A 26,135-nucleotide genomic window follows, 5' to 3' on the forward strand; every position below is an offset into this window, starting at 1 on the left:
TGGATGCCATCCATGCCCCGCGCTTATGATCCGGGGATGACCGATCACCCTCTGGTCGATGACGGCGTCGACGCGCACGCCCTGCGCGTCGTGAAGGCGGTGGCCGATCATGGCTCGGTGACGGCCGCCGCGCGGCACCTGGGCTACAGCCAGCCCGCCGTCAGCCAGCAGCTGCGCCGCCTCGAGCGGAAGGCGGGAATGCCGCTGATCGAGAGGGTCGGCCGCGGCGTGCGCCTGACGGAGGCCGGACGGGTGCTCGCGCGCCACGCCGCTGTGGTGACGACCGCACTGGAGGCGGCCACTGGAGACCTTGCCGAGCTCCGCGGGCTGCGGGCGGGGCGCGTGCGCATCGCTGCCTTCCCGTCCGCGTCCGCCACGCTCGTGCCTCGCGTCATCGCCGCGATCTCGATGAGGCGGCCGGGCGTCGAACTCCGTTTCGTGGAGTTCGAGCCGGCCGAGGCGATCGCCGCGGTGCGCGAGGACCGCGCCGACATCGCCCTCACCTTCAGCTATGCCGGCGATCGCGGCGATCCGCACGGGGAGAGCGCGACGGGGCTCTCCGTGCGCACAGTGGGTCACGACGATCTGTACGTCGTCATGCCGGAGGGCCACCCGGCCGCGGCTCCCGCCGACGCGGAGCTCGCGCTGCTGGCGGGGGAGCGCTGGATCGCGGGATGCCCGCAGTGCCGAGGGCACCTGCTCGAAGCGTGCGCCCGTGCCGGGTTCACGCCCGACATCGGCTACGAGACCGACAACTACGTCGCCGTGGAGAGCCTCGTCGCGCAGGGGCTCGGGGTCGCGCTGCTGCCGGCGATGGCGCTGGCGTCCTTCCCGCTGCTGGCCGGCATCACCGCGCGGCGGCTGCCGCGCAGCGAGGCGCGGGCACTGCACGTCGTCACCGCCGGCGGGGCGGACCGCGTCCCCCTCATCCGCGCGACGCTGGAGACGGTGGCCGACGTGCTCGAGGGTCCGTGGGCCCGGGAAGCGCTCGGCTCCGGCGACTAGGATCGGACGGATGCCTTCCTCGCCCGATCCCCGTACCACCACCGCCTCCGGCGCCGACGTCCGCGTCCGCTTCTGCCCTTCGCCGACGGGGCTTCCGCACGTCGGACTGATCCGCACGGCGCTGTTCAACTGGGCGTACGCGCGCCACAACGGCGGCAAGCTGGTCTTCCGTATCGAAGACACCGACGCCGCCCGTGACAGCGAGGAGAGCTACCAGCAGCTCCTCGACGCGCTGCGGTGGCTGCGCATCGACTGGGACGAGGGCGTCGAGGTGGGCGGGCCCCACGCGCCGTACCGGCAGTCGCAGCGTCACGACGTGTACCGCGACGTGCTGGCGAAGCTCGTGGCATCCGGGGCGGTGTACGAGAGCTACTCCACCGCCGCCGAGATCGACGCACGCAACGAGGCCAACGGCCGAGCCAAGCAGCTGGGCTACGACAACTTCGACCGCCACCTCACCGACGAGCAGAAGGCCGCCTTCCGCGCCGAGGGGCGCGAGCCGGCGTGGCGCCTGCGGGTGCCCGACGAAGACCTCACCTACGTCGACCTCATCCGCGGCGAAGTCACCTTCCCCGCCGGCACCTTCCCCGACTTCGTTCTCGTGCGGGCAGGCGGAGTGCCGCTCTACACGTTCGTGAACCCGGTGGACGACGCGCTGATGGGCATCACGCACGTCATCCGCGGCGAAGACCTCATGCCGTCCACGGCGCGTCAGCTGGCCTTGTACGGCGCGCTCATCGACGCCGGTGTCACCGACTTCGTCCCCCGGTTCGGGCACATGCCGCTCGTGCTGGGGGAGACGGGCAACAAGAAGCTCTCCAAGCGCGATCCGCAGGCCGACCTCTTCCTCCAGCGCGAGAAGGGCTTCATCCACGAGGGCCTGCTCAACTACCTCGCGCTGCTCGGATGGTCGATCGCTCCCGACCGCGACGTGTTCTCCCTCGACGAGCTGGTGGCCGCCTTCGACATCGCCGACGTCAATCCGAATCCCGCGCGGTTCGACCAGACCAAGGCCGAGTCGATCAACGGCGACCACATCCGGATGCTGCAGCCTGCCGACTTCGCGGAGCGCATCGTGCCCTACCTCGCGCACGCCGGGCTCGTGCAGGAGCCACCCACGCCCGCGCAGCAGGTGCTCATCGACGCTGCCGCCCCGCTCGTCCAGGAGCGGGTGCAGCTGCTGGGACAGGTGCCGGGCATGCTGGGCTTCCTCTTCGTCGACGACGTGACGTACGAGGCGGATGCGCTCAAGGGGCTCCCGGCCAACGCCGCGGAGGTGCTGGTGGCGTGCGTGGGTGCGCTGGAACTGGTCCCGGAGGCCGAGTTCACCGCCGCCGGCGTGCAGGAAGCGCTCTCCCGCGCGCTCGTGGAGGAGCTCGGGCTCAAGCCCCGCGTGGCCTACGGGCCGCCGCGCGTCGCCCTCACCGGGCGCCGTGTGTCGCCGCCGCTGTTCGAATCGATGGAGCTGCTGGGCAAGCCGGAGAGCATCCGGCGCCTGGGCGCGCTGGTCGAACACCTGGCGCGATGACACGCCGGTTTGGAGCCGCCGTCGCCGTCGCGTAGACTCGATCCTCGGCAGGACTTCGGTTCTGACCCGGTGGGGTATGGTGTAATTGGCAACACGGCGGTTTCTGGTACCGTTGTTCTTGGTTCGAGTCCAGGTACCCCAGCAAGACGCAGAAAGCCCGGTCCGCATCACGCGGAGCCGGGCTTCTTGCTTTCCCGCCGTCGTTCGGGCCGGCCCGTCTTCGCGGTGACGTGGGTGCACACTGGGCGCATGGCGTCGCTGGAGCGGGATCATCACGGCGAGAGAGCCGGGATAGACCTCGCGTATCCGTTCCGAGGGCGCTGCCTCGTGCAGAACAGCCCCGCCGATCGCGTACCCAGTCACGGCACGCAGCGGTTCGCCACCGCCTTCGCGATCGACTTCGTCCCCGTCGACGGCGCCGGCCGGTCGGGGGCGATCACGGGCCGCACGCTCGTGCGCCCCGAGCCGGCGGACGTATTCGTCGGATTCGGGCGGCCGGTTCTGGCGCCTGTGACCGGCACGGTCGTCGCCGTGCACGACGGGGAGGACGACCACGCGGCCTTCCGGGGCCTTCCCTCGCTCTGGTACGCGCTCACGCAGGCCGGGCGCGTGGCGGCGGGTTGGCAGGCGCTGGCGGGCAATCACGTTCTGATCGCTCCGCGTTCCGGCGTCGTCGTCGCGGTGTGCCACCTCCGCCGGGGGAGCATCCGGGTCGCGCCCGGCGAGCGCGTCGCCGTCGGGGACGGGGTGGGGGAGTGCGGCAACTCCGGCAACAGCACGGAGCCCCATGTGCACGTGCAGGCGATGGACGGCACCGATCCGTCGTCGGCGGCTGCGATTCCGGTCACCTTCGGCGGCCGTCTTCCCGCCGGCGGGACCATCGTCACGGGAGCCCCCGGATGAGCGCGTCGCGTGCATCGGCGGGCCGGGACCGGTAGCCCCCGGGGCTGCGGTGGCGATAATGAATCATGGACGCGACGGCGCTGAGTCCTGAGGAAGCTCAGGAGCTCGCCGCCCTGCGTCAGCGGGCCTACGGGCCCCACCCCGACATCGCCGCCGATACGGCGGCGCTGGCACGTCTGGCAGCGCTCGAGTCGGCGTCGCACCCGGCCTCCGTCCCCGCGCCGTCCCCACGAGCAGAACGCCCCGCGCCGGCGACGGATGCCGCGCCACCGGTCGCGCGCGACGCGTGGGCACCCCAGGAGCCCGCGGCGCCTGCCCCGCAGCCCGTGACCCGCACCCCGCTGCGGCGACGCCTCCGCGATGCCGCAGCGTCGGCGAAGGGATGGATCGCCCGCCGGCGCATGGTCGCGATCGCGATCGCATTCGTGCTCGTCGTGGCGATCGCGTGGGGCGGGGCGCAGCTGGCGGCGCCGCAGTCCGACCGGAGTCTGGGACGCATCCCCGCCGGCGTCGACGGCGAACGCCTGGCGCGACAGGGGTTCCTGGACGCCGCCGGGGTCACCGTCGCCGAGGTGCAGCGCTTCGAAGCGTACGAGTCGCTTCAGGTGTGGGTCGTCCTGGCCGACACGGGCGACCGGTGCCTCGTGATCGACGCCGACCGCTACGGCGTGCTGGGCTTCAACTGCACTCCGGCGGGCCTGGATCCCGTCATCGACCTGCGGGTGTGGCGGGGGATGCGGGAACAGGTGTTCGGCGACCTGCCGCCCGACAGCTTCCTGCGCTTCGAGCACGTCGGATCGCGCGTGCACGTGTGGGTCCGCGCTCCACTGGACGCACCCTGACGCGCGAGGACCGGGCGCCGTCAGATGTCGGCGCTGTCCCCGGGCTCCAGTTCGAGGAACTCCCCGCCGCCCTGCTCCGTGGCCCATGTCAGCCGCGCGCGTCCCATTCCACGTCCCGCCACCGACAGCGTCATATCGTGCGTGCCGAAGGCACGGCGCGGCGCCACGGCGAGGACGAAGTCCATCGCCTCGCCGATCTTCAGCCACGGCGCGCCGATCGGCGCCGCCAGCAGCTGCACGTCGGCGCCTCTGGGGACCGCGTAGGAGTCGCCGGGGTAATAGAAGACCCCGTTCACCAGCACGCCCACGTTGTCGATCACGGGGATGGACTCGTGGATCACGGCGTGCCGCCCGCCGAAGAACTCCAGGTGGAAGGGCCCCAGTTCCACGCGGTCGCCAGGGGCCACCACCGTGATGTCGTAACCGGCGGCGGCTGCCGCCACGCCGGCCGGCGCGAAGATCGGCACGCCGCCGGTGGCCTTGAGGATGCGGTCGAGGTGGTCGGGCGTCCAGTGATCGGGATGCTCGTGCGTGAGCACGATGCCGATCACGTTCCCGAGGTCGGTGAGGGGCGTGGTGTACACACCGGGGTCGATGATCAGCTGCTTGCCCGACACCTCGAGGCGCAGCGCCGCGTGCTCGTACTTGGTCACTCGCATACCGGCGAGTCAACCGCCCCGGCCCGGCGACGGCAACCGACGCGCCGCCGGGGCGCGCCGATTTGGTCGGGCCGTTCGGGGCGTGGCATAATCGAACGGTTGCCTGACGGCCCCATCGTATAGCGGCCTAGTACGCCGCCCTCTCACGGCGGTAACGCGGGTTCGAATCCCGCTGGGGTCACCAACACCGAGAAGCGCTCGTCCGAACGGACGGGCGCTTCTCGGTTTCCGGGCGATCGCGGTCACTGGTGCCCGATGGCGCCCTGACCTATCGTGTCGTCACGGCCCGGATGGCGAGAAGGCGGTGCGACATGTGCCGATGGCTGGCCTACTCGGGTGAAGCGCTCCGGCCCTCCACGGTCGTCCTCGATTCGCAGCACTCGCTGGTCGCGCAGTCCCTCCGCTCCGCCCTCGGTGCCGAGACGGTCAACGGCGACGGGTTCGGGTTCGGCTGGTACCCCGACGACGGCAGCGAGCCGGCGCTGTTCCACAGCACGGAGCCGGCCTGGAACGACCGGAATCTCCGCGAACTCACCCGCAGCATCCGCAGTTCGCTGTTCTTCAGCCACGTTCGGGCGGCCACGTGGGCACCCGTGCAGCAGACGAACTGCCATCCGTTCCGCTACGAGAACTGGATGTTCATGCACAATGGGTCGATCGCGCAGTTCCCCACGCTCAAGCGCGCTCTGACCTTCGCGGTGGACCCGTCGTTGTACCCGCACATCCTCGGCAGCACCGATTCGGAGGTGCTCTTCCACCTCGCCCTCACGCTCGGTCTGCAGGACGACCCGATCGCCGGTCTGGGCGCGGCGATCCGCCACGTGGAGGACGTCGGGCGCGATCACGGCGTGCCGTTCCCGCTGCAGGGGACCGTCGCCGTCTCCGACGGCGCCACGGTGTGGGCGTTCCGGTATTCGTCCGAGCGGCGGACGCGGACCCTGTTCCACTCCGCCGACGTCGAAACGCTGCAGGCGATGTACCCCGACGCCGAACGGCTGAAGCTCTTCGGCCCGCGAGCCCGGCTGATCGTGTCCGAGCCGCTCAACGACCTGCCCGGAGCCTTCATCGAGGTGCCGGAGTCGACCGTGCTCACGGTCGACTCGTCGGGCTATCACCAGCGCCCCTTCCTCGCCGCAGCCTAGTTTCGCCGAGGCCTTACCACATCTCTTGGTGGCGAGCTTCCTCGTCGGTGCGCCGGCAGCGGCGAGGGAAAATGGACACATGCCCTCCCACCCCTACGCCTCCCGTCCGTGGCTCGACGCGTATGCCGAAGGTGTGCCCGCCGACATCGCGGAGCCCTCGCAGACCCTGACCGACATGATCGACGCGAGCGTGGCGCGGTTCGGACGCCGGCCCGCGCTGGAGTTCTTCGGCGCGGTCACGACCTACCGGAGCCTGGGCGAGCAGATCGCGCGGGCCGCCGAGGGGATGCGGCGCCTCGGCGTCCGCAAGGGCGACCGGGTCGCCCTCGTCCTGCCGAACTGCCCTCAGCACGTCGTGGCCTTCTTCGCCGCGCTGCGCCTGGGCGCCATCGTGGTGGAGCACAACCCGCTCTACACCGCCCGTGAACTCCGCCACCAGTTCGAAGACCACGGGGCGCGATTCGCGATCGTGTGGGACAAGTGCGTCGACACCGTCGCGGGCTTCCCGTCCGACCTCGCCGTCGAGCACATCGTCAGCGTCGACATGACCGAGGCCCTGCCGCTCGGCAAACGCGCCGCGCTGCGCCTGCCGATCCCCAAGGCCCGGGAGTCGCGGGAGCGCCTGAGTACGACCCCCGGGACCAAGCGCCGGATCGCGTGGAAGAAGCTCCTCGACCACCGCCCGCTGCCGCGCCGGACGCCCCGCCCCGCCCTGGAGGACATCGCCCTCCTGCAGTACACCAGCGGCACGACCGGCTCGCCGAAGGGGGCCATGCTCTCGCACGCGAACCTCCGTGCCAACGCGATGCAGGGGCGCGCATGGGTGCCGGGGCTCGTGGACGGCGAGGAGACCTTCTATGCGGTGCTGCCGCTCTTCCACGCCTATGGCATGACCCTGTGCCTGAGTTTCGCGATGAGCATGGGCGCCAGGCTCGTGCTGTTCCCCACCTTCGACCTGGACCTGGTCACGGAGGCGTCCCGCAAGAGCCCGCCGACCTTCCTGCCCGCCGTACCGCCGATCTACGACCGGCTCGCCCGGGCCGCATCCCGCGGCACGATCGACCTCTCCACGGTGCGGTTCGCGATCTCCGGCGCGATGAGCCTGCCGGTCGCGACCGTGGAGCGGTGGGAGGAGGCGACGGGAGGCATCCTCGTCGAGGGGTACGGGATGACGGAGAGCTCGCCGGTGGCCGTGGGCAACCCGATGGGCCGCACGCGCCGCCCCGGGACGGTGGGTGTGCCGTTCCCCAGCACCGAGATCCGCGTCGTCGATCCGGACGATCCGAGCGTCGACCGTCCGCTCGGCGAGACCGGGGAGCTGCTCCTGCGCGGCCCCCAGGTCTTCCAGGGGTACTGGCAGCGACCCGAAGAGACCGCCACCACGCTTCTGGCCGACGGCTGGCTGCGCACGGGAGACATCGCATCCGTTTCGCCCGACGGCTTCGTCACGATCGTCGACCGGATCAAGGAGCTCATCATCACCGGCGGCTTCAACGTCTCGCCCACGGAGGTCGAGGACGCGCTGCAGACGCACCCGGATGTGGCCGAGGCCGCCGTGGTGGCGCTGCCGCGCCGCGACGGCGGCGAAGACGTCGCCGCGGCAGTGGTCCTGCGCCCCGGCGCCGAGTTCGACGTGGAGGGCCTGCGGGACTACTGCCGCACGCACCTGGCCACGTACAAGGTGCCGCGCCGGTTCGTGGTCGTCGATGAGCTGCCCCGCTCGCTCATCGGCAAGGTGCTGCGCCGGGAGGTGCGCGAGAAGCTCCTGGCCGAACGCTGACGGGTCACACGTAGTCGTTGGCTGCGACTCTCCCGATCGGCGTGCGGGCGATCTCGCGCCACAGGAGTGCGACGCCCGCGTCGAGCGACTCGGCCTGACGCGAGCGGGCCAGCACCCGGTCGGCGAGCCGGGCGTAGTCGTCGCATCCGTCGGTGAGCAGGGCGGTCACGATGACCGAGCGCCCGCCCGCCTGCTCCAGGCGGGTGTGGATGCGGCGGGCTGCCGTGTCGCACTCGCGCCGCACGTCCTCCGCAGGCAGCGCGACGCGGTCGATCAGGAGGATGAGGTGCTCCAGGGCGGGCAGGCGCCGGCACAGTTCCTCGCCGAGGTCGCCGATGCAGCGGAGGTGCCCGCGCAACTCCGCCCGGCTGCCCGCCGCCGTCGCATCCACTCCCACCACCGCCCCGGAGTGGCCTCCCTGCACGTCCGCCACGTCGGTGAAGCTCTCCGCCTCGGGGCGTGCCCGCAGGTCGCGCAGGCATGGCAGCGGGTCCCCGAGGATCGCCACGCGCGCGGGCGGTCTCGGATCGCTATGCGTTTTCGACACGGTTCTGGCAATCGATGCACGTGGGGGCCGATGGCAGCACTTCCAGGCGGGCGGGCAGGATCGCGCCGTCGCAGCGGGTGCAGCGTCCGTAGGTCCCGGCGGACAGCCTGTCCAGGGCTGCGGTGATCTGCTCGACGGCGCGGCGGGCCGCCGCCAGCGCAGACCACGCGACGGGGTCGAGGTGAGGGGCGGCGTGGGGGGAGAGTTGGCGGATCCTCTCCTCCCGCTCGGTCAGCTCGCTCTGAAGAGTGCGGCGGATGGCCGTCAGGTCGAGGCCCGCGGCGGGCAGGGTCGAGGTGGCGTCTTCGGTGCGCATGGTTCTCTTCTCTTTCGGTCGGCGGGTGCGCCGGAGGGCGCGGTGACGGATCGCTCCGCACCGCATAAACGAAAAGCGCGCCGCAGATGCGACGCGCCGGATGAGCCGGGAGAGGCTCAGGGCGGCGGGGCGCGGTGCGAGGTGCGGAAGAGCAGAACGCCTCCCGTGGCGCTCATCCGCGGCGGCAGGATCCCCGCTCGGCCGCTCGACAGTCGCGTCCCGGGCGCCGAGAAGCCGCCGCGCGAGGCGGGGGTCGTGGCGCTGATACGGGGGGAACGGGACATGGCCCTCACCATAGCCCGGAACCAGGAAAAGGCAAGTCGTGGGGTGTTTTCCCGCCGGCACCCGTTCGTGGCGTCCGAGGATGGCGTCGAGGGATGCGGAGGATCGGGGCGTGCGGGGACAATGGCCTCGTGAGCTTCGAGCGCCGCGACGACGCGCCGGCGGGCGGCGATCCCGCGTGCTGGCTGGCAGCCACGTGCCCCGACTGCGGCGCCATCGTGGAGCGGGCGGTGTGCTGGCGATGCGGAGCACCACGCGAGGAAGAGGAGTGACGTGGCGGAATCGTTGACCGGGATGCTCGGGACGAAGCACCCGATCGTGCTGGGACCGTTCGGCGGGCTGTCGTCGGTGGAGCTCGTCGCCGTCGTGAGCGAGGCGGGCGGCCTGGGTTCCTACGGTCTGTACGGGTATGCGCCCGACCGCATCGCGGAGACCGTCCGCGCTCTCCGCGCGGCCACCGACCGTCCGTTCGCCCTCAACGTGTGGTTGCCGCTGGAATCGGACCCGGGCGCTCCGACGGCGGAGTTCACCCGCGCTGCACGCGCCGTCGCGCCGCTGTACGCCGCCGTCGGGGCGACCGTGCCCACGGCGGTGCCCGACGCGGTGGTGCCGGCGGTGCAGGAGCAGTGGGACGCCGTGCTGGAGGCCGCGCCTGCCGCCGTCAGCTGCGTCTACGGCGTGCCGACACCTGACATGGTGTCCCGCGCGCATGCCCGCGGCATCGCGGTGGTGGGAACGGCGACCACCGTCGCCGAGGCCCTCGCGCTGGAAGAGGGGGGAGTGGACGCGGTGGTGGCGACCGGGTTCGAGGCCGCCGGGCACCGCGTGTCGTTCCTGCGCGGCCCCGAGCAGTCCCTCGTGGGGACGATGGCGCTGGTGCCGCAGGTGGCGGATGCGGTCGCGGTGCCGGTGATCGCCGCGGGCGGCATCGCGGATCGTCGCGGTGTGGCCGCCGCCTTCGCCCTCGGTGCCGCCGGGGTGCAGGTCGGCACGGCGTTCCTGCGCACGCGTCAGTCCGCCGCGCCCGAGTCGCATCGCGCCGGCATCCCGGCCGCCTCCGCCGAGGAGACGGTGCTCACGCGGGCGATGAGCGGACGGTTGGCGCGCGGCATCCCCAATCGCGCCGTCCAGGAGATCGAGGCGGCGGGGGCGATCGCCCCCTTTCCGGTGCAGAACTGGCTCACCGGCGGCTTCCGCGCCGCCGCGGCGCAGCAGGATCGCGGCGAGCTGCTGTCGCTGTGGGCGGGGCAGGCCGCACCTCTCGCCCGGGAGGAGGACGCCCGTCGGGTGTTCGAGGAGTTGCTGGCCGGAGTGCCGCCGCGCCGCTGACGAGGTCACCGCGAGGTGGCCGCCGGAGCGCGTGGAGTCGCGTACCGTGGAAGGTGGAGTGGGAGGAGACGCCATGCGGGTTGTGCAGTCATCCGATTGGCGGGACGCGATCCCCTTCGACGTCCCGACTCCGGCGGCGGAGGCCGCCCCCGGGGAGCCGACACGGTGCTTCGCGTGTGGGGCGAGCGGCGAGCCGCTGCCACGTACCGAGCTGTGGGCCGTCAAGCACCGTCACCCCAACCACCACGCCGGTTTCGTGCGGTTCTACTGCGCCGCGCACACGCCCGCAGCCCCCGCCCCCGCGGCGGCGGCCGCACCGGCCGGGCGTGCTCCTCGTGCCGCCCGCCCTGCGGCGGCCAAGGCCCCGCGCCGTGAGGCGCCCGTGCGCCGCACCGTCGACACCGACACCGTCCGCGCGATGTGCCCGGACTGCTTCGTCGAGGTCTCCGCCACCGGCGAGTGCGGCATGTGCGGCCGCCAGGTCGTCTGACTCGTCGGTTCAGAATTCAGGAGAATCGGGCCCGGGAGCGGCCGATCCGAGGTTCGGCTCGGCGTGTCTCCTGAGTTTTGAACGGCGCGGCGGCGGCTCAGGGAGCCGGGGGAGCGTCGCCGGGGGAGCGCCGTCCGCCCCGCACCCGGCGCGAACGGCGGATGAGGCGGACGATGCCCCACACGACCGCCCCGGCTCCCGCGGCCACGGCGAGCCAGGGGAGCAGGAAGCCGACGGCGATCACGACGCCGTTGGCGGCGGCGACCAGCCCGTTCCATCCCGCCATGACGCCGTCGGTGAATCCGGCCGGGTCGGCCTCGACCGGCGTCGAACGCGGCACGAGCTGCACCGTGAGGGTCGAGAGGTCCACCTGCCCCTCGAGCCACGCGAGCTGCTGGCGGTCCGACTCCAGCGCCGCCTGCCGCTCGGCGAGGGCGGTCTCGGCGGCGATCAGGTCCGCGACGTCGGCGGCCTGAGCAAGCAGCTCAGTGAGCCGGGCGACGGATGCTTCGCCCGCCGCCACGCGTGCACGCAGATCGATCGCCTGATCCGTGACGTCCTGCCGTGACACCGTCGAGGAGGTGACCTCGCCCACCTCCGCGAGGGCGGCGATGGCGGCGTCCAGATCCTCGTCCGGGATGCGCACCGTGACCCGACCGGCACCGGAGCCCGGCCCGGGGGCGGGCTCGATGAGCACCTGGTCGGTGTCGAAGCGCAGGCCGTCGACCGGCGCGCCCCCCGTGATCCCCTCGGCGGCGGCGTCGACGCTGAGCGACTCCACATACCCGCCGCGTGCCTCCGCGTCGTCGGCGATCCGCTGCGCCGCGGTGGCGACGTCCTCCACGACGACCGTCGCGGATGCCGTGGAGATCACCGCGCGTACGCTCTCGCCGACGGCCGCTTCGCCCACCGTCGCGCGGTCGGCCGCCGCCGACTCCGAGCCGCCCGAGTCGGTTGCCGGCGCCACCGAGTAGCTGTCCGCCCCGCCCGACAGCGACGCCATGAGACCGGGGGCGATGACCGCGGCGACGACGAGGACCGCGGCCGCGGCGCCCCCGACGGACCACGCGAGTGTGCGGCGCCGCCGCTGCCGCCGGCGGTCGTCCGCGATGCGCGCGAACACGTCACGCTCGATCGCGGCGACGCGCTCGTCGGTGAATTCGGGAAGTACCGGCGCATCCAGGTCGTGCGTGTTCATGCGTTCTCCGTCTCGGTCACGGCACCGCGCACACGTGTGCGGATGCGGGAGAGACGGTTGCGCACGACCCCGTGGGCGACGCCGAGCTCTTCGGCGGCTGCCTGGTAGGCATACCCCTCGGCGGCGCAGAGGCGGAAGATCTCGCGGTCCAGGTCGCTGAGGCCGTCCACTTCGCGCAGGATCGCGGCCACCGTCACCGAGTCGATCACCTGCTTCTCGACGTCGATGGTGTCGGGGATGCGGTCATCCAGCTCCGCCGAGCGGTTGCGGTCGCGGCGCCGGGCGCGCAGGCGGTTGGCCGCCTGCAGCCGGCAGATCGTCGCCAGCCACGGCAGGAGCGAGGCGCCCTGCAGCTGCAGCCGGGGGATCTTCTGCCACGCCAGGACGAACGTCTCCTGCGTCACGTCCTCGGCGTCGGAGGCGTTCTCGAGCAGGCGGTGCGCGATCCAGTACACCGGTCGCGCATACGCGCGGTACAGCGCACGGAAGGCGGACTCCGATCCGCCCGCGGCGCGTGCCACCAGCGTCGCGTCGTCGACCTGCTCCTGCGTCATGTCGTCCCGTCCCCGGCTGCGCCCCCGCGCCGCCGGCCCATTGTCTCTCACTGAGGAGGTGTCCGCCGGGCAGGGATCGTCTCGCATCCGATCGGTGTGCGGTCATGACGGTAGACTCGACGCCGCGAGAGGGAGTATCCCGACAGCGCGCATCCGTCATCACGGGCCCCTCGGCGGACCCCGGGTACGCGCCGCGACACGCGTCGCGGGGAGAGACTTTCGGCGTCTACCGACCCCTCACCCTTTTGAAAGGCCCCGATGGACCTGGAACTGCCGCTTTGGTTCGAGATCGGCTCGCTGGTCGTGCTCACCCTCATCCTGCTGGCCGACCTGCTGCTGATCCTCAAGCGGCCGCACATCCCCTCGACACGCGAGTCGACGCTGTGGGTGGTGTTCTACGTGACGCTTGCCCTCATCTTCGCCGGCCTCATGTGGGTCTTCGCCGGCGGCGAGTACGCGGGCCAGTTCATCGCCGGATGGCTGACCGAGTACAGCCTCTCGATCGACAACCTCTTCGTCTTCGTGCTGATCATGTCGCAGTTCTCGGTGCCGCGCCGATACCAGCAGGAAGTGCTGATGGTCGGCATCATCATCGCCCTCGTGCTGCGCGGGGCGTTCATCCTCGTCGGCGCCACCATCATCGAGAACTTCAGCCCGATCTTCTACCTCTTCGGTGCATTCCTCGTCTACACCGCGATCCGCCAGGCCTTCCCCGGCGGAGACCACGACGACGACGCCAAACGCGAGGGCTTCGTCGTCCGCCAGCTGCGCCGCATGATCGACATCAGCGACGAGTACGACGGATCCAAGATCCGCACGGTCGTGGGCGGCAAGAAGATGTGGACGCCGATGATCATCGTCTTCGTCGCGATCGGCGTCACCGACCTGCTCTTCGCGATCGACTCCATCCCCGCCATCTTCGGCATCACCCAGAGCGCCTTCATCGTCTTCACCGCGAACATCTTCGCGCTGATGGGGCTGCGCCAGCTCTACTTCCTCCTCGGCGATCTCCTCGACCGCCTGCGCTACCTGCATTACGGGATCGCGTTCATCCTCGCGTTCATCGGCGTCAAGCTCGTCTTCCACGCCATGCACGTGAACGAGCTGCCGTTCATCAACGGCGGCGAGCACATCGAATGGGCGCCGGAGATCTCCACCATGGCCTCCCTCGTCGTGATCGTCGTGGCCATGGCCGTTGCCACGATCGCGAGCCTCCTCGCCTCGGCGCGCGACCGCCGGACGGCCGCGACCGCGACGGCCGCCGCATCCCGCGTGGCGGACGAGAAGGGCACGCCGCCCACCGTCGAGCGCTCGGCGACCGAGCGCGGCGAGGGCTGAGCCGGGCACGACGACACGGGGGCGGGGCCGGATCGGGGCTCCGACGCGCCGTGATCGGTGCCGTCGGACCCGGTGGTATCGTGGGCGCGTGCGGATCGCTCGCCTTCTCCTTAGCGGCCGCGGCGAGACCTCGTAACAGGCCTCTCTCGTCGCGGAGTTCGTCGCGGGCTTGATCCCCATCCGAGGAGAACGGCAGAACACATGAGCACCGCCCACCCCGAAATCCCGTCGATCCCCGACCGCCCCCGCACGCTGGCGGAGAAGGTCTGGGACGACCACCTCGTCGTCAAGGGCGAGAACGGCGAGCCCGACCTGATCTACATCGACCTGCACCTGGTCCATGAGGTCACGAGCCCGCAGGCCTTCGACGGACTGCGCGCCGAGGGGCGTCCCGTGCGGCGCCTGGACCTCACCATCGCCACGGAGGACCACAACACCCCCACCCTCGACATCGACAAGCCGATCGCGGATCTGACCAGCCGCACCCAGATCGAGACGCTGCGCCGCAACGCCGCCGAATTCGGGGTGCGCCTGCACTCCCTCGGCGACGCCGAGCAGGGGATCGTCCACGTCGTCGGGCCGCAGCTGGGGCTCACGATGCCCGGCGTGACCGTCGTGTGCGGCGACTCGCACACCTCCACGCACGGCGCCTTCGGGGCCATGGCCTTCGGCATCGGCACGAGCGAGGTGGAGCACGTCCTGGCGACGCAGACCCTGCCGCTCAAGCCCTTCAAGACGATGGCCATCACCGTCGAGGGCGACCTCAAGCCCGGCGTGACGGCGAAGGACATCATCCTCGCCGTGATCGCCAAGATCGGCACCAACGGTGGGCAGGGGTACGTGCTGGAGTACCGCGGCAGCGCCATCCGCGCCCTCTCGATGGAGGGCCGCATGACGATCTGCAACATGTCGATCGAAGCCGGCGCGCGCGCCGGAATGGTCGCCCCGGACGAGACGACCTTCGCCTACCTGCAGGGGCGCCCGCACGCGCCGACGGGCCAGGATTGGGAGGAGGCCGTCACCTACTGGCGCACCCTCCCCAGCGACGAGGGCGCCGTCTACGACGCCGAGGTGTTCCTGGATGCCGCGGAGCTGGAGCCGTTCGTGACGTGGGGCACCAACCCCGGTCAGGGCGTCTCGCTGAGCGACGTCGTCCCCGACCCCGCCGCGATGACGGACCCCGCCGAGCAGGTCGCCGCCGAGCGGGCGCTGCAGTACATGGATCTGACCCCCGGGACTCCCTTGAAGGACGTGCGGGTGGATGCGGTGTTCATGGGTTCGTGCACGAACAGCCGCATCGAAGACCTCCGTGCCTTCGCCTCGATCGTCCGCGGTCGCACCAAGGCCGACGGCGTGCGCGTCATGGTCGTCCCGGGCTCGGCGCGCGTACGCCTGGAAGCCGAGGCCGAGGGCCTGGACAAGGTGTTCGAGGAGTTCGGGGCGGAATGGCGTTTCGCCGGCTGCTCCATGTGCCTGGGGATGAACCCCGACCAGCTCGCCCCCGGCGAGCGGTGCGCGTCGACGTCGAACCGCAACTTCGAGGGCCGTCAGGGCAAGGGCGGCCGCACGCATCTGGTCTCGCCGCTGGTGGCTGCGGCCACGGCGGTGCGCGGGACGCTGTCCAGTCCCAGCGACCTGGCGCCGTTGCACGAGACCGCGACGATCGGGGCGGAGGCCTGACATGGAGAAGTTCGTCACCCACACCGGTGTCGTCGCGCCGCTGAAGCGATCCGCGGTCGACACCGACCAGATCATCCCCGCGGTCTACCTCAAGCGGGTCACCAAGACCGGCTTCGAGGACGCGCTGTTCGCCAACTGGCGGCAGGACCCCGATTTCATCCTGAACCAGCCGGCGTTCTCGGCCGCGTCGATCCTCGTCGCCGGTGCGGACTTCGGTACCGGATCCAGCCGCGAGCACGCCGTGTGGGCGCTGCGGGACTACGGCTTCCGCGTCGTGCTGAGCCCCAAGTTCGCCGACATCTTCCGTGGCAACGCGGGCAAGCAGGGCCTGGTCACGGGCGTCATCACCGAGGGCGACCTGGAGCGGATCTGGGCGGCCGTCGACGCCGAACCGGGGGTGCGGATGACGGTGGATCTCGACAAGCGGGAAGCGGAGATCGGCGATCTCCGGGTCGCGTTCGACATCGACGATTACACTAGGTGGCGGCTTCTCGAGGGGCTCGATGACATCGGGCTCACGCTGCGGAACGAAGACAAGATCGCGCAGTTCGAGGCGCGCCGCGAGGGATGGCGGCCGCGGACGCTCCCTGTCCGGTAAGCCACGTCAGGCCTCACCCGGGCCGGCGCCATCCCCTCGTCAACACCAAGTGAGGTCCCCTGCATGAGAGCACTCGTCCCCGACGCCGGTCCCGCCTACTCCGGGCCCGCCGGCGAATCCGGTGAGGTCCTCTCCATCCGCGGGGGCCGCCCGCTGCGTGGAGACGTCGAGGTCAAGGGAGCGAAGAACCTCGTCACCAAGGCGATGGTGGCAGCGCTCCTCGGCGAGACCCCCAGCGTCCTGCGCGACGTGCCCGACATCAGCGACGTGCAGATCGTGCGCTCCCTGCTGGAGGTGCACGGCGTGCGCGTCCAGGACGGTGAGAACGGAGAGATCCACCTCGACCCCAGCGGCGCCGCCACGGCCCACTTCGAGGAGATCGACGCGTACGCGGGAGCCTCCCGCATCCCGATCCTCTTCTGCGGACCGCTGTTGCACCTCCTCGGCGAGGCGCTGATCCCCGACCTCGGCGGCTGCCGGATCGGCGACCGGCCGATCAACTTCCACATGGATGCGCTGCGCGCGTTCGGCGCGGTGGTGGACAAGAGCTACGAGGGCATCCGGATCACCGCCCCCGACGGCCTGCACGGCGCCGAGATCGAGCTGCCCTACCCGAGCGTGGGCGCGACCGAGCAGGTGCTGCTGACGGCGGTCAAGGCCAAGGGCGTCACCGAGCTGCGCAACGCCGCCATCGAGCCGGAGATCATGGATCTGATCGCCGTGCTGCAGAAGATGGGCGCGATCATCTCCTACGAGCCGAACCGCGTGATCCTCATCGAGGGCGTCGACTCGCTCCGCGGCTACGACCACCGGGCGATCTTCGACCGCAACGAGGCCGCGTCGTGGGCGTGCGCCGCCCTGGCCACCGACGGTGAGATCTTCGTCCGCGGGGCCAAGCAGCAGGAGATGCTGACGTTCCTGAACGTGTTCCGCAAGGCCGGCGGATGGTTCGACGTGCAGGAGGACGGCATCCGGTTCCGCCGCGACGGCGCCCTCAAGCCCGTCATGGTGGAGACCGACGTGCACCCGGGCTTCATGACCGACTGGCAGCAGCCCCTCATCGTCGCCCTCACACAGGCGGAGGGCACCTCCGTCGTGCACGAGACGGTGTACGAGAACCGCCTCGGGTTCACCGCCGCCCTCGTGCAGATGGGCGCCGACATCGTGGTGCACCCGCAGGGGATCGACAGCCCCGACCGCCGCGTGCCCCGCCGCTCGCTCGAGCAGGCCGCCGTCATCAAGGGCCCGACGCCTCTGCACGGCGCGGATGTCGTGGTGCCCGACCTGCGCGGCGGGTACAGCTACGTGATCGCCGCACTCGCGGCCGAGGGGGAGTCGGTGGTCCGCAACATCGGCATCATCCGCCGCGGGTACGAGAAGTTCCTCGCCAAGCTCGACGCGGTCGGCGCCGACTTCGACGTCATCGGATAGCCGTGGCATCCCGTCGTCGCGCGTCGCGCGAGAAGTCACGACCGAGCGTCTTCTGGCTCCTGGGGGCCGTGGTGGAGCCTGCCGTCAGCCTGCTCGCCAAGATCGAGATATCCGGCCAGGAGCACCTCCCTGAGGAGGGGCCGTACATCCTGGCGCCCAACCACCTCTCCGAGTTCGACCCGTGCGTCGTGGCGGTCGCCGTGTGGCGGCTGGGCCGGGCGCCGCGGTTCCTCACGAAGGAGAGCCTGTTCCGCATCCCGGTGCTGGGCGCAGCACTGCGGGCCACGGGGATGGTGCCGGTGGCACGGACGGCGTCGGGGGCCTCGGCCCGCGAGACCATCCGCAGCGCCGAGGAGCTCGTCGCGCACGGCCGCGGCGTCGTCGTGTACCCCGAGGGCTCGCTCACCCGCGACCCCGACCTGTGGCCCATGCGGGGCAAGACCGGAGCGGTGCGCCTGGCGCTCGCGGGTGATCTGCCCATCATCCCGGTCGCCCACTGGGGCGTGCAGGAGATCATGCCCCGGTACGGCAAGCCCCGGCTGTGGCCCCTGCGCCGTCCCGTGCGTATCGTGTTCGGGCCCCCCGTGGATCTGTCCGCCTACCGGGAGGGCAGCACGCAACCGGCTGTCCTCATGCAGGCGACGTCGGTGGTGATGGATCGGATCACGGATCTGCTCTCGCAGCTGCGCGGCATCCCCGCTCCCGCCGAGCGGTGGGACCCCGCAGTGCACGGGCAGAAGGAGACGGGTCGCCTTGAGCCGTAGGCAGGACGCCCCGCTGCCGCGCGTGGCGGTGCTCGGTGCGGGCAGCTGGGGGACGACGTTCGGCAAGGTGCTCGCCGACGGCGGCGCGCACGTGACCATGTGGTCGCGCCGGCCCGAGCAGGCGGAGGAGATCCGCCAGGCCCACCGCAACACGCAGTATCTGCCGGGCATCAACCTGCCGCACCAGATGACGGCGACATCCCACCTCGCCGAGGCGCTCGAGGGCGCAGATCAGGTCTACCTCTCCGTGCCCAGTCAGGCGCTGCGGGAGAACCTCGCCGCCGTGCGCCCGCTCGTCGCGGCCTCGGATGCTCCGATCGTCTCGCTCATGAAGGGCGTGGAGAAGGCCACCGGGATGCGGATGAGCCAGGTGATCGAGGAGGGGCTGGAGTGCGACCCGGCCCGGATCGCCGTCGCGTCCGGGCCGAACCTCGCCCTCGAGATCGCGCGCGAGCAGCCCACGGCGGCGGTGATCTCCTCGACGAGTCAGGCCACGGCCGAGGCCGTGGCGCTGCGAGCCCGTAACCGGTACTTCCGCACCTTCGTCAACACGGATGTCATCGGCACCGAATTCGGCGGCGTGCTGAAGAACCTCATCGCCGTGGCGATCGGCATCGTCGACGGCGTCGGTTACGGCGAGAACACCAAGGCGTCGATCATCACGCGCGGCCTGGTCGAGATGACCGACTTCGCCGTCGCACAGGGCGCGCATCCTGAGACGCTGCAGGGGCTCGCGGGTCTGGGCGACCTCATCGCGACCTGCCAGTCGCCACTGAGCCGCAACAACACCGCCGGAAGGCTGCTGGGGCAGGGAGTGACGCTGCCCGATGTCATCAAGCAGATGCAGCAGACCGCCGAAGGGCTCGCCTCCGTCGCCCCCGTGCTCCAGCTGGCCCGCGAAGTGGGGGTGGAGATGCCCATCGTCGAGCAGGTGAAGATGGTGCTGGACGGCACGATGGATCCCCGCGACATCGCCCCGCACCTCACCACCGATGATGACAAGCCCACGGGCGAAAGGACGCAGAATGGACAAGCCGGTGGTCGTGGTGCTCTTTGGCGGTCGATCCAGCGAGCACTCGATCAGTTCCGCGACGGCGGGCGGCGTCCTTCGGGCGATTGACCGTGAGCGTTACCGCGTGATCCCGGTCGGGATCACGCGCGAAGGCGCGTTCGTCCTGGAAGAAGACGATCCCGACAAGTTCGCGCTGGATGGTGCGACGCTCCCCGAAGTCGCCGACAACGGCACCCGCATCCGCTGGCCCGAATCCACGGCGACGCGAGAGCTGACGGTGCTGGACGAGTCTGGTGAGCGCTCCCTGGGCGACATCGACGTGGTGCTGCCGATCCTCCACGGCCGCTTCGGCGAGGACGGCACCGTGCAGGGCATGCTCGAGGTGGTCGGCCTGCCCTACGCCGGGGCCGGGGTGCTGATGTCGGCGCTGGGCATGGACAAGCACGTGACCAAGAGCGTGCTGCGGTCCGCGGGCGTCCCCGTGGTCCCGTGGGTGTCGCTGACCCGGGCCGACCTCGCCCGCGACCGCGAGGAGACCGAGCGCCGGATCGCGGCCCTGGGCCTGCCCGTGTTCGTCAAGCCGAACCGCTCGGGGTCCTCCGTCGGGGTGACCAAGGTCTCCGCGTGGGAGGAGCTGGAGCCGGCGCTGGACGTGGCGTTCGCGGAGGACTCCGTCGTCCTGGTCGAGCAGGCGGTCATCGGGCGGGAGCTGGAGTGCGGCGTGCTCCCCGGACGCGAGGGTGCCCCGACCCGCGTGAGCGTCGCGGGGGAGATCGTCGTCAGCGGCCGCGACTTCTACGATTTCGAGGCCAAGTACCTCGGCGCTCCCGGCATCGACCTGGTCTGCCCGGCCGACCTGCGCGACGGCGAACTGGCCGAGATGCAGCGGATCGCCGCGCGCGCCTTCGAGGCGCTGGGTGGGGAAGGCCTGGCCCGCGTGGACTTCTTCTTCACCGGCACGGAGTTCTTCGTCAACGAAGTGAACACCATGCCCGGATTCACGCCCATCTCGATGTTCCCGCGCTGCTGGATCGCGTCGGGGATGAGCTACCCGGAGCTGGTGAGCGAGCTCATCGAGGACGGGCTGTCGCGCGCCTGATCGAACGGCCCCGCGCCGGCTCAGACGCGCGGCGTGCAGACCGAGCCGGTCTTCTCCAGGATCGGGTTGAGGATCGGCGAGAGCGCGCGGAGGGTGTCGCCGCTGCGCACGACGTCGTAGTCGAGGTAGACCTCCACCGCGGGGGTGCGCCCGAAGGTCGTGAACCGGTAATGATCGTCGGCCGCCTCGGATTCGTCGATGAGCCAGTCCACGCCCTCGACCGTCTCGCAGCGCAGGGGGGAGGGGCCGGGTTCTTCCACACCGCACGTGAGGATGATCGCGGTCGGGCTGCCCCACGCGGCGGTGGCCTGGGCGTCCGTCCAGCGGCGCTCCTGCCCCGACACCCGGTCGGGGAGGCGCACCGACACCGCCGCGCACGCGGGGTCGCCGGCGTTGGCGGCGGGCTGGAGCGACACCGTCCCCGCGCAGCCGGACAGGGTCGCGGCGGCGAGCAGGGAGAGCGCCGCCGCGGCGAGGAGACGGCGCGGGCGGATCACTCCTCCAGGCTAACCCGCCCGGTAGCGTGGGTCGTGTGGGTGCAACAGTAGGCGCGACCGGCGAGGCGGAGATCCTCCGCCGCATCCTGAGCCGCCTGCCGGCCTCGGCGGCCCTGGTCGGTCCCGGTGATGACGCTGCCGTGATCGCGGCGCCGGATGGGCGCGTGGTGGCCACCACCGACACGCTCGTCCACGGTCCGGACTTCCGCCTCGCGTGGTCGACCCCGTTCCAGCTGGGCTGGAAGGCGGCAGCGGTCAATCTCGCCGATGTGGCGGCCATGGGGGCGCGCCCTACGGCTCTCCTGGTCGCTCTCGCGCTTCCGGATGAGACGCCGGCGGCCTTCGTCGAAGGACTCGCCGACGGCCTGGCCGCCGCGTGCGCCGAGCTGGCGCCCGGCTGCGCTGTGGAGGGGGGCGATCTGACGGTGTCGGACACCCTGACGATCGCCGTCACCGCACTGGGCTCCCTCGACGGACGCGATCCGGTGCGCCGCAGCGGTGCGCGGCCGGGCGACGAGGTGCGTGTGATCGGCGATCTCGGCATCGCGGCCCGCGGCCTCGCGGTGCTCTTCGACCGCTTCAGCGGGCCCGGGGGAGAACCGCTGCCGGTCACGGCGGCGGCCCTGGGGGCGCTCGCGCCGGACGCGGCGCACGCCGTCTCCCGCCAGCTCGCACCCCGTCCGCCCGTCGCGGCCGGAGCGGATGCCGCCGCGGCGGGAGCGACGGCGATGATGGACGTCTCAGACGGGCTCGCACTGGATGCCACCCGCATGGCGCAGGCTTCAGGTGTCACGCTCGACCTCGAGCGCTCCACCCTGGGAGAGGATGCGGCGGCGGCCCTCACCGGTGGCGAGGACCACGCGCTGCTGCTGACCGTGCCGCCGGGGACGACCTCGGCCGGGCGGCGCATCGGCGTGGTCCGGGAGCGCGGTGCGGCTGCCCTGACCGTGGACGGCGTCGCGTACGAGCGCCGGGGCGGCTGGGACCCCTACCGCGACTGGGACGCCGGGCGCGGCTGACCCCACCACATAACGGTGTCGCCGTAGGCCCGCGTGCGGAGGGCCTCCAGTCCGGCATCCGCCCATGGCGGCTCGGGGGAGCGGCGCGCGCGTTCGACGATCACCACGGCGTCCTCGCTCAGGTGGCCGGCCAGCGCAGTGAGGGCGGCGGCCAGGTCGGCATCGGGAAGGTCGTAGGGCGGGTCGAGGAACACCAGGTCGTACGGGCCGCGAGCGGCGGCGGTGAGGAACGTCGTCACCGCGGCGCGGTGCACCCGGAGGGGCGCGGACAGCCGCCCGGACTGCGCGACGCGCGCGGCGTTGCGGCGCAGGACGGATGCGGCCTCGGGAGCCTTCTCCACGAAGTCCACGGCCGCCGCGCCGCGGCTGGCCGCCTCGAGTCCCAGCGCGCCGGAGCCGGCGTACAGGTCGGCCACCCGTGCGCCGTGGAGGAGGTCGGCCGCATCCAGCGCACCGAACAGCGACTCGCGCACACGGTCGCTCGTGGGCCGGGTACCGGCGGAGGGGACGGCGATCACCGTGCCGCCCGCGGCTCCGGCGATGATGCGTGTCACCGTCTCAGCCTACAAAGGCATGAGCGGAGAATCGGTGTCGTCGCGCATGCCTAGACTCGGATCATGCCCGGCCTCTCCCTCGCCTCGCGCCTGGACGGTGCCGTCGGCGGCAAGACCGCGGGGGCCTTCGAGCGCGCCTTCGGCATGACGACGGTCGGCGATCTGCTCATGCACTACCCCCGCCGGTACGCCAAGCGCGGGGAGCTGACCCCCATCGCCTCCCTCCCGCTCGGGGAGCCGGTCACCATCGTCGCGGAAGTCGTCAGCGCGGGCGAGCGCCGCATGCAGAACCGCAAGGGGTCGATCCTCGAGGTCGTCATCAGCGACGGCGACGGGCGCATGACGCTGACGTTCTTCAATCAGACGTGGCGCCTGAAAGACCTGCAGCCGGGGCGACGCGGCATGTTCTCGGGGAAGGTGGGCGAGTACCGCGGGGCGACGCAGCTGACGCATCCCGACTACGAGCTCTTCGAAGACGTCGAGAGCGCCCGCATGACGGCGGAGAGCTATGCGCAGCTGCCCATCCCGATCTACCCGGCGACCGCTTCGCTGCCCAGCCCCCTGATCCACAAGACCATCTCGCTCGTTCTGGACGGGCTCGGCGACGTCGAGGATCCGCTGCCGGACGACCTGCGACGCCGCCACGGACTCCTGGATGCGCGGACGGCGCTCGAGCGCATCCACCGCCCTGAGGTGGAGGAGCAGGTGGGACCCGCCGTGGCGACGCTGCGCATGCACGAGGCCTTCGTGCTCCAGGCCGCCCTCCTGCAGCAGCGGCAGGCCGTGCGTGCGCTGTCGGCGCGGCAGCGCTCCGCGGCCCCGGGCGGGCTGCTCGAGCGCTTCGACGCCGCGCTGCCGTTCGAGCGCACGCCTGACCAGGTCGTCGTCGGCGACCGGATCGCCGCCGACCTGGCCGGCGAGTGGCCGATGAACCGGCTCGTGCAGGGCGAGGTCGGTTCGGGCAAGACGCTCGTGGCACTGCGCGCGATGCTGCAGGTGGCCGAATCCGGCGGCCAGTCGGCGCTCATCGCCCCCACCGAGGTGCTCGCCGCCCAGCACGTGCGGTCGATCGCACGGATGCTGGGACCGACGCTCGCACCGGAGCTCATGCCCACGTTGCTGACCGGTCAGCTCCCCGCGGCCGAGCGACGCCGGGCGGCCCTGCGCGTGGCGTCGGGTCAGGCACTCATCGTCGTCGGCACGCACGCGCTGCTGAGCTCTTCGACGACGTTCGCCGACCTGGGGCTGGTCGTCGTGGACGAGCAGCACCGGTTCGGCGTGGACCAGCGCGAGGCCCTGCGCGCCAAGGGCACGGCACCCCACACCCTCGTCCTCACCGCCACCCCGATCCCGCGCACCGTCGCGATGACCGTCTTCGGCGACCTCGACGTCTCCACCATCCGCACCATGCCGGCCGGGCGCGCCGGCATCCAGACGTTCGTGGCGCCGGTGGCCGAGAAGCCCGCGTGGTTCGCGCGGGTGTGGGACCGCGTGGCCGAGGAGGTCGCGCAGGGCCGCCAGGCATTCGTGGTGTGCGCGGCCATCGACGCCGAGACCGGCGCGGAGGACGACACCGGCGAGGAGGTGCTCGACGACGCGGGTGAGTCCTCGCGCACGCGCTGGGGCGTCGTGCAGGTGGCCGACGTGCTGTCGCGGCATCCGGCGTTCGCAGACATCCGCGTGCAGATCCTGCACGGGAAGATGCCCGCCGAGGAGAAGGACGCGGTGATGCAGGCCTTCGCCCGCGGAGACATCGACGTGCTCGTCGCGACGACCGTGGTCGAGGTGGGCGTCGACGTGCCCAACGCCTCGACGATGGTCATCCTCGAAGCGGACCGGTTCGGCGTGTCGCAGCTGCATCAGCTGCGCGGTCGCGTCGGCCGCGGGGGAGTGCCGGGGCTGTGCCTGCTGGTCACCGAGGCGCGGCCGGGGAGCCCCGCCCGTGCCCGCGTGCAAGCCGTCGCCGCCACCCTCGACGGGTTCGAGCTCGCCGAGGTCGACCTGGAGCTGCGCGGCGAGGGAGACGTGCTGGGAGCGGCGCAGTCCGGCGCCCGCTCCTCGCTGCGGCTGCTGCGCGTCGTCGCCGACGCCGACCTCATTACGCAGGCGCGCGCCGCCGCCGAGGTGGTCCTCGCCGAGGATCCGGCCCTGGCTGCCCACCGGGGACTCGCCGCCGCGATCGAGCGCCGCGTGAGCGCGGAGGAGCGCGCCGCGCTGGCGAAGGGGTGAGGGCCGTCCCGATAGGGTGAGGGTCATGAACAGTCGGATCGCCGTGGTGCCCGGATCGTTCGATCCGCCCACCCTGGGACATCTCGACGTGATCCGCCGGGCCGCCGGGCTGTACGACGAGCTGCACGTCCTCGTGGTGCACAACCCCGGCAAGGAGGCCATGCTTCCCATCGCCCAGCGGCTCACCCTGCTGGAGCAGTCCGTGGCCGAGAGCGGCATCGACGGCGCAGAGATCGTCGTGGCGTCGTGGACGATGGGGCTGCTCGTGGACTACGCGACCGATGTCGGAGCGGGCGTGCTGGTCAAGGGCATCCGCTCGCAGGTCGACGTCGCCTACGAGACCCCCATGGCGATCGTCAACCGGCACCTCGCCCACGTCGAGACGGTGTTCCTGCTGCCCGACCCCGCCCACGCGCTCGTGTCCAGTTCGCTCGTGCGCCAGGTGGCGGCGCTGGGCGGCGACGTGTCGCCGTTCGTTCCGCCCGCCGTCGCGCGGTTCCTGGACACCGGCGCGCGCGACTGAGGGATCCCGCCCGCTCGGACGCGGGTAGCATTGACGACCGTGAGAAACCGACCTGGACCCTTCTCCGTGGCCGTGCGCGACATCATGCGCCGCCCCGGCGAGATGCGCGAGTTCGAGCTGGAGGTCCCCGCACCCGACAAATGGGGCGAGGGCCTCGTATCGGTGCCCGAGGGGGAGCCGATCGACATCGACCTCCGCGTGGAATCCGTCCATGAGGGCATGCTGGTCTCCGGTACGGCCGGAGCGACCTACTCCGGTGTGTGCGGGCGATGCCTGACCGACATCGCTCAGCCGGTCGAAGTCGAGTTTCAGGAGCTTTTCGCGTATCCTGGGGAAGAAGCGGAGGACTTCGAGGTTCGCGACGACCGTGTGGATCTGGAGATCCTCGTTCGGGACGCGATCGTCCTGTCGCTTCCGTTCCAGCCGGTGTGTCAGCCGGATTGCCCCGGCCTTGACCCGGCTACGGGCGAGCGACTGACCGAGAACACCACGGAGCGGCCGCAGGAATCCGTCGATCCCCGATGGGCCGCCCTGCAGAATTTCACCCCAGAGCCCGACGCCGACGCACCGCGCCGCGACGTAGAGAACACAGGAAAGAGCTAGACATGGCAGGTAACCCCCCGAAGCGGAAGGTCTCCCGCTCGAACACCCGTTCGCGCCGTGCGCAGTGGAAGGCCGAAGCGCCCACGCTGGTCAAGACGATCGAGAACGGCAAGGTCGTGTACAGCCGTCCTCACCAGGCCAAGGTGGTCACCGACTCGCAGGGCACCGAGCTGTTCCTGGAGTACAAGGGCCGCAAGGTCGCCGACGTCTGAC

General features: G+C 71.5%; 29 protein-coding genes and 2 tRNA genes. 23 read left to right on the forward strand and 8 right to left on the reverse strand.

What is annotated here, in order from left to right:
- The first annotated feature begins 36 nt into the window (after positions 1 to 36).
- The 5 genes from E4V99_RS12870 to E4V99_RS12890 all read left to right on the forward strand — a co-directional run bounded on the left by E4V99_RS12870 (position 37) and on the right by E4V99_RS12890 (position 4,278).
- Complete coding sequence (locus tag E4V99_RS12870) at positions 37 to 1,005, forward strand: LysR family transcriptional regulator (protein WP_135117504.1); 969 nt, start codon at positions 37 to 39, stop codon at positions 1,003 to 1,005.
- Between the two features lie 10 nt (positions 1,006 to 1,015).
- Positions 1,016 to 2,533 (forward strand): glutamate--tRNA ligase, encoded by a 1,518-nt coding sequence (gene gltX, locus E4V99_RS12875; RefSeq protein ID WP_135067215.1) that lies wholly within the window; start codon positions 1,016 to 1,018, stop codon positions 2,531 to 2,533.
- Positions 2,534 to 2,603: 70 nt separating this feature from the next.
- A tRNA-Gln gene (locus tag E4V99_RS12880) sits at positions 2,604 to 2,675 on the forward strand.
- 107 nt (positions 2,676 to 2,782) lie between these two features.
- Entirely contained in the window at positions 2,783 to 3,436 is a 654-nt protein-coding gene (locus tag E4V99_RS12885) for a M23 family metallopeptidase (RefSeq protein ID WP_135117505.1), read from the forward strand.
- Positions 3,437 to 3,501: 65 nt separating this feature from the next.
- A complete protein-coding gene (locus E4V99_RS12890) occupies positions 3,502 to 4,278 on the forward strand; it encodes a hypothetical protein (RefSeq protein ID WP_135117506.1) in 777 nt (258 codons plus the stop codon).
- Positions 4,279 to 4,298: 20 nt separating this feature from the next.
- Here the strand turns inward: E4V99_RS12890 and E4V99_RS12895 are convergent, their stop codons facing one another.
- Positions 4,299 to 4,937: an MBL fold metallo-hydrolase gene (locus E4V99_RS12895; protein WP_135117507.1), complete on the reverse strand. Its 639-nt coding sequence runs from the start codon at positions 4,935 to 4,937 to the stop codon at positions 4,299 to 4,301.
- A gap of 108 nt (positions 4,938 to 5,045) precedes the next feature.
- On the opposite strand from E4V99_RS12895, the gene E4V99_RS12900 reads away from it, so the two are divergent.
- The 3 genes from E4V99_RS12900 (at position 5,046) to E4V99_RS12910 (ending at position 7,859) form a co-directional block, all read left to right on the forward strand.
- Positions 5,046 to 5,121: transfer RNA gene (locus tag E4V99_RS12900), tRNA-Glu, on the forward strand.
- Positions 5,122 to 5,248: 127 nt separating this feature from the next.
- On the forward strand, positions 5,249 to 6,079 hold the full coding sequence (locus E4V99_RS12905; protein ID WP_135117508.1) for a class II glutamine amidotransferase: 831 nt from the start codon (positions 5,249 to 5,251) through the stop codon (positions 6,077 to 6,079).
- 79 nt (positions 6,080 to 6,158) lie between these two features.
- Entirely contained in the window at positions 6,159 to 7,859 is a 1,701-nt protein-coding gene (locus E4V99_RS12910; protein WP_135117509.1) for a long-chain-fatty-acid--CoA ligase, read from the forward strand.
- Between the two features lie 4 nt (positions 7,860 to 7,863).
- On the opposite strand, the gene E4V99_RS12915 is transcribed toward E4V99_RS12910, so the two are convergent.
- From E4V99_RS12915 to E4V99_RS18485, 3 genes are all read right to left on the reverse strand, one after another.
- Positions 7,864 to 8,367, reverse strand: a complete 504-nt coding sequence (locus E4V99_RS12915) for a hypothetical protein (protein WP_135067202.1) — start codon at positions 8,365 to 8,367, stop codon at positions 7,864 to 7,866.
- Between the two features lie 22 nt (positions 8,368 to 8,389).
- Positions 8,390 to 8,722: a TraR/DksA C4-type zinc finger protein gene (locus E4V99_RS12920; protein WP_135067199.1), complete on the reverse strand. Its 333-nt coding sequence runs from the start codon at positions 8,720 to 8,722 to the stop codon at positions 8,390 to 8,392.
- A 116-nt stretch (positions 8,723 to 8,838) separates the two neighbouring features.
- Positions 8,839 to 9,006 carry a hypothetical protein gene (locus E4V99_RS18485; RefSeq protein WP_167747771.1) on the reverse strand — a complete coding sequence of 56 codons (168 nt, stop codon included), beginning with the start codon at positions 9,004 to 9,006 and terminating at the stop codon, positions 8,839 to 8,841.
- Between the two features lie 129 nt (positions 9,007 to 9,135).
- Between E4V99_RS18485 and E4V99_RS18490 the strand changes: the two genes are divergently transcribed.
- The 3 genes from E4V99_RS18490 to E4V99_RS12930 all read left to right on the forward strand — a co-directional run bounded on the left by E4V99_RS18490 (position 9,136) and on the right by E4V99_RS12930 (position 10,823).
- Entirely contained in the window at positions 9,136 to 9,276 is a 141-nt protein-coding gene (locus tag E4V99_RS18490; protein ID WP_167747672.1) for a hypothetical protein, read from the forward strand.
- Between the two features lie 22 nt (positions 9,277 to 9,298).
- Positions 9,299 to 10,333 (forward strand): DUF561 domain-containing protein, encoded by a 1,035-nt coding sequence (locus E4V99_RS12925; RefSeq protein ID WP_135071222.1) that lies wholly within the window; start codon positions 9,299 to 9,301, stop codon positions 10,331 to 10,333.
- 73 nt (positions 10,334 to 10,406) lie between these two features.
- Complete coding sequence (locus tag E4V99_RS12930; protein ID WP_135067196.1) at positions 10,407 to 10,823, forward strand: glucose-6-phosphate dehydrogenase; 417 nt, start codon at positions 10,407 to 10,409, stop codon at positions 10,821 to 10,823.
- Between the two features lie 97 nt (positions 10,824 to 10,920).
- Here E4V99_RS12930 and E4V99_RS12935 read toward each other — a convergent pair whose 3' ends face one another.
- Both E4V99_RS12935 and E4V99_RS12940 read right to left on the reverse strand, forming a co-directional pair.
- Positions 10,921 to 12,021, reverse strand: a complete 1,101-nt coding sequence (locus tag E4V99_RS12935) for a DUF4349 domain-containing protein (protein WP_135067193.1) — start codon at positions 12,019 to 12,021, stop codon at positions 10,921 to 10,923.
- Positions 12,018 to 12,575, reverse strand: a complete 558-nt coding sequence (locus tag E4V99_RS12940) for a sigma-70 family RNA polymerase sigma factor (protein ID WP_135067189.1) — start codon at positions 12,573 to 12,575, stop codon at positions 12,018 to 12,020. The genes E4V99_RS12935 and E4V99_RS12940 overlap by 4 nt, the downstream gene beginning before the upstream one ends.
- 258 nt (positions 12,576 to 12,833) lie before the next feature.
- Here E4V99_RS12940 and E4V99_RS12945 point away from each other — a divergent pair, with 258 nt between their 5' ends.
- From E4V99_RS12945 to E4V99_RS12975, 7 genes are all read left to right on the forward strand, one after another.
- On the forward strand, positions 12,834 to 13,913 hold the full coding sequence (locus E4V99_RS12945) for a TerC/Alx family metal homeostasis membrane protein (protein WP_187270381.1): 1,080 nt from the start codon (positions 12,834 to 12,836) through the stop codon (positions 13,911 to 13,913).
- Positions 13,914 to 14,114: 201 nt separating this feature from the next.
- Positions 14,115 to 15,593 (forward strand): 3-isopropylmalate dehydratase large subunit, encoded by a 1,479-nt coding sequence (gene leuC / locus E4V99_RS12950; RefSeq protein WP_135067186.1) that lies wholly within the window; start codon positions 14,115 to 14,117, stop codon positions 15,591 to 15,593.
- Position 15,594: 1 nt separating this feature from the next.
- Complete coding sequence (gene leuD, locus E4V99_RS12955) at positions 15,595 to 16,191, forward strand: 3-isopropylmalate dehydratase small subunit (protein WP_135067183.1); 597 nt, start codon at positions 15,595 to 15,597, stop codon at positions 16,189 to 16,191.
- A gap of 63 nt (positions 16,192 to 16,254) precedes the next feature.
- Complete coding sequence (gene murA / locus E4V99_RS12960; protein ID WP_135067180.1) at positions 16,255 to 17,622, forward strand: UDP-N-acetylglucosamine 1-carboxyvinyltransferase; 1,368 nt, start codon at positions 16,255 to 16,257, stop codon at positions 17,620 to 17,622.
- 2 nt (positions 17,623 to 17,624) lie between these two features.
- Positions 17,625 to 18,386, forward strand: a complete 762-nt coding sequence (locus tag E4V99_RS12965) for a lysophospholipid acyltransferase family protein (RefSeq protein ID WP_240742661.1) — start codon at positions 17,625 to 17,627, stop codon at positions 18,384 to 18,386.
- Positions 18,376 to 19,506, forward strand: a complete 1,131-nt coding sequence (locus E4V99_RS12970) for an NAD(P)H-dependent glycerol-3-phosphate dehydrogenase (RefSeq protein WP_135117510.1) — start codon at positions 18,376 to 18,378, stop codon at positions 19,504 to 19,506. The genes E4V99_RS12965 and E4V99_RS12970 overlap by 11 nt, the downstream gene beginning before the upstream one ends.
- Positions 19,412 to 20,497: a D-alanine--D-alanine ligase family protein gene (locus E4V99_RS12975; RefSeq protein ID WP_135117511.1), complete on the forward strand. Its 1,086-nt coding sequence runs from the start codon at positions 19,412 to 19,414 to the stop codon at positions 20,495 to 20,497. Before E4V99_RS12970 ends, E4V99_RS12975 begins: the two co-directional genes overlap by 95 nt.
- A gap of 20 nt (positions 20,498 to 20,517) precedes the next feature.
- On the opposite strand, the gene E4V99_RS12980 is transcribed toward E4V99_RS12975, so the two are convergent.
- Complete coding sequence (locus tag E4V99_RS12980; RefSeq protein ID WP_135117512.1) at positions 20,518 to 20,994, reverse strand: DUF3515 family protein; 477 nt, start codon at positions 20,992 to 20,994, stop codon at positions 20,518 to 20,520.
- Between the two features lie 35 nt (positions 20,995 to 21,029).
- On the opposite strand from E4V99_RS12980, the gene thiL reads away from it, so the two are divergent.
- Positions 21,030 to 22,013 carry a thiamine-phosphate kinase gene (gene thiL, locus E4V99_RS12985; RefSeq protein ID WP_245233184.1) on the forward strand — a complete coding sequence of 328 codons (984 nt, stop codon included), beginning with the start codon at positions 21,030 to 21,032 and terminating at the stop codon, positions 22,011 to 22,013.
- Here the strand turns inward: thiL and rsmD are convergent.
- Positions 21,983 to 22,567 carry a 16S rRNA (guanine(966)-N(2))-methyltransferase RsmD gene (rsmD, locus tag E4V99_RS12990; RefSeq protein ID WP_135117514.1) on the reverse strand — a complete coding sequence of 195 codons (585 nt, stop codon included), beginning with the start codon at positions 22,565 to 22,567 and terminating at the stop codon, positions 21,983 to 21,985. The two genes, thiL and rsmD, sit on opposite strands and share 31 nt — an antisense overlap.
- 63 nt (positions 22,568 to 22,630) lie before the next feature.
- Between rsmD and E4V99_RS12995 the strand changes: the two genes are divergently transcribed.
- The 4 genes from E4V99_RS12995 to rpmF all read left to right on the forward strand — a co-directional run bounded on the left by E4V99_RS12995 (position 22,631) and on the right by rpmF (position 26,134).
- The gene (locus E4V99_RS12995; RefSeq protein ID WP_135067166.1) at positions 22,631 to 24,796 is read left to right on the forward strand and encodes an ATP-dependent DNA helicase RecG; all 2,166 of its coding nucleotides are present in this window, start codon (positions 22,631 to 22,633) and stop codon (positions 24,794 to 24,796) included.
- Between the two features lie 25 nt (positions 24,797 to 24,821).
- Positions 24,822 to 25,319: a pantetheine-phosphate adenylyltransferase gene (gene coaD / locus E4V99_RS13000; protein WP_135067163.1), complete on the forward strand. Its 498-nt coding sequence runs from the start codon at positions 24,822 to 24,824 to the stop codon at positions 25,317 to 25,319.
- A gap of 102 nt (positions 25,320 to 25,421) precedes the next feature.
- A complete protein-coding gene (locus E4V99_RS13005) occupies positions 25,422 to 25,922 on the forward strand; it encodes a YceD family protein (RefSeq protein WP_135071210.1) in 501 nt (166 codons plus the stop codon).
- A 2-nt stretch (positions 25,923 to 25,924) separates the two neighbouring features.
- Positions 25,925 to 26,134 carry a 50S ribosomal protein L32 gene (rpmF, locus tag E4V99_RS13010; RefSeq protein WP_019179169.1) on the forward strand — a complete coding sequence of 70 codons (210 nt, stop codon included), beginning with the start codon at positions 25,925 to 25,927 and terminating at the stop codon, positions 26,132 to 26,134.
- Position 26,135: the final 1 nt, after the last annotated feature.

It is taken from the genome of Microbacterium sp. dk485, from assembly GCF_004570445.1.
Lineage (GTDB): Bacteria > Actinomycetota > Actinomycetes > Actinomycetales > Microbacteriaceae > Microbacterium > Microbacterium wangchenii.

Excerpts from the sequence above, each read along its gene's own strand:
- E4V99_RS12910 (WP_135117509.1), top strand. The coding sequence starts at position 6,159 with ATGCCCTCCCACCCCTACGCCTCCCGTCCGTGGCTCGACGCGTATGCC.
- leuD (WP_135067183.1), top strand. The coding sequence starts at position 15,595 with ATGGAGAAGTTCGTCACCCACACCGGTGTCGTCGCGCCGCTGAAGCGA.
- coaD (WP_135067163.1), top strand. The coding sequence starts at position 24,822 with ATGAACAGTCGGATCGCCGTGGTGCCCGGATCGTTCGATCCGCCCACC.
- E4V99_RS12925 (WP_135071222.1), top strand. The coding sequence starts at position 9,299 with ATGCTCGGGACGAAGCACCCGATCGTGCTGGGACCGTTCGGCGGGCTG.
- E4V99_RS12940 (WP_135067189.1), bottom strand. The coding sequence starts at position 12,575 with ATGACGCAGGAGCAGGTCGACGACGCGACGCTGGTGGCACGCGCCGCG.
- E4V99_RS12920 (WP_135067199.1), bottom strand. The coding sequence starts at position 8,722 with ATGCGCACCGAAGACGCCACCTCGACCCTGCCCGCCGCGGGCCTCGAC.
- leuC (WP_135067186.1), top strand. The coding sequence starts at position 14,115 with ATGAGCACCGCCCACCCCGAAATCCCGTCGATCCCCGACCGCCCCCGC.
- E4V99_RS12870 (WP_135117504.1), top strand. The coding sequence starts at position 37 with ATGACCGATCACCCTCTGGTCGATGACGGCGTCGACGCGCACGCCCTG.
- E4V99_RS12930 (WP_135067196.1), top strand. The coding sequence starts at position 10,407 with ATGCGGGTTGTGCAGTCATCCGATTGGCGGGACGCGATCCCCTTCGAC.
- E4V99_RS13005 (WP_135071210.1), top strand. The coding sequence starts at position 25,422 with ATGCGCGAGTTCGAGCTGGAGGTCCCCGCACCCGACAAATGGGGCGAG.
- E4V99_RS18485 (WP_167747771.1), bottom strand. The coding sequence starts at position 9,006 with ATGTCCCGTTCCCCCCGTATCAGCGCCACGACCCCCGCCTCGCGCGGC.
- E4V99_RS12885 (WP_135117505.1), top strand. The coding sequence starts at position 2,783 with ATGGCGTCGCTGGAGCGGGATCATCACGGCGAGAGAGCCGGGATAGAC.
- E4V99_RS12890 (WP_135117506.1), top strand. The coding sequence starts at position 3,502 with ATGGACGCGACGGCGCTGAGTCCTGAGGAAGCTCAGGAGCTCGCCGCC.
- E4V99_RS12945 (WP_187270381.1), top strand. The coding sequence starts at position 12,834 with ATGGACCTGGAACTGCCGCTTTGGTTCGAGATCGGCTCGCTGGTCGTG.
- E4V99_RS12895 (WP_135117507.1), bottom strand. The coding sequence starts at position 4,937 with ATGCGAGTGACCAAGTACGAGCACGCGGCGCTGCGCCTCGAGGTGTCG.
- murA (WP_135067180.1), top strand. The coding sequence starts at position 16,255 with ATGAGAGCACTCGTCCCCGACGCCGGTCCCGCCTACTCCGGGCCCGCC.
- gltX (WP_135067215.1), top strand. The coding sequence starts at position 1,016 with ATGCCTTCCTCGCCCGATCCCCGTACCACCACCGCCTCCGGCGCCGAC.
- E4V99_RS12905 (WP_135117508.1), top strand. The coding sequence starts at position 5,249 with ATGTGCCGATGGCTGGCCTACTCGGGTGAAGCGCTCCGGCCCTCCACG.
- E4V99_RS12995 (WP_135067166.1), top strand. The coding sequence starts at position 22,631 with ATGCCCGGCCTCTCCCTCGCCTCGCGCCTGGACGGTGCCGTCGGCGGC.
- rpmF (WP_019179169.1), top strand. The coding sequence starts at position 25,925 with ATGGCAGGTAACCCCCCGAAGCGGAAGGTCTCCCGCTCGAACACCCGT.
- E4V99_RS12975 (WP_135117511.1), top strand. The coding sequence starts at position 19,412 with ATGGACAAGCCGGTGGTCGTGGTGCTCTTTGGCGGTCGATCCAGCGAG.
- E4V99_RS12935 (WP_135067193.1), bottom strand. The coding sequence starts at position 12,021 with ATGAACACGCACGACCTGGATGCGCCGGTACTTCCCGAATTCACCGAC.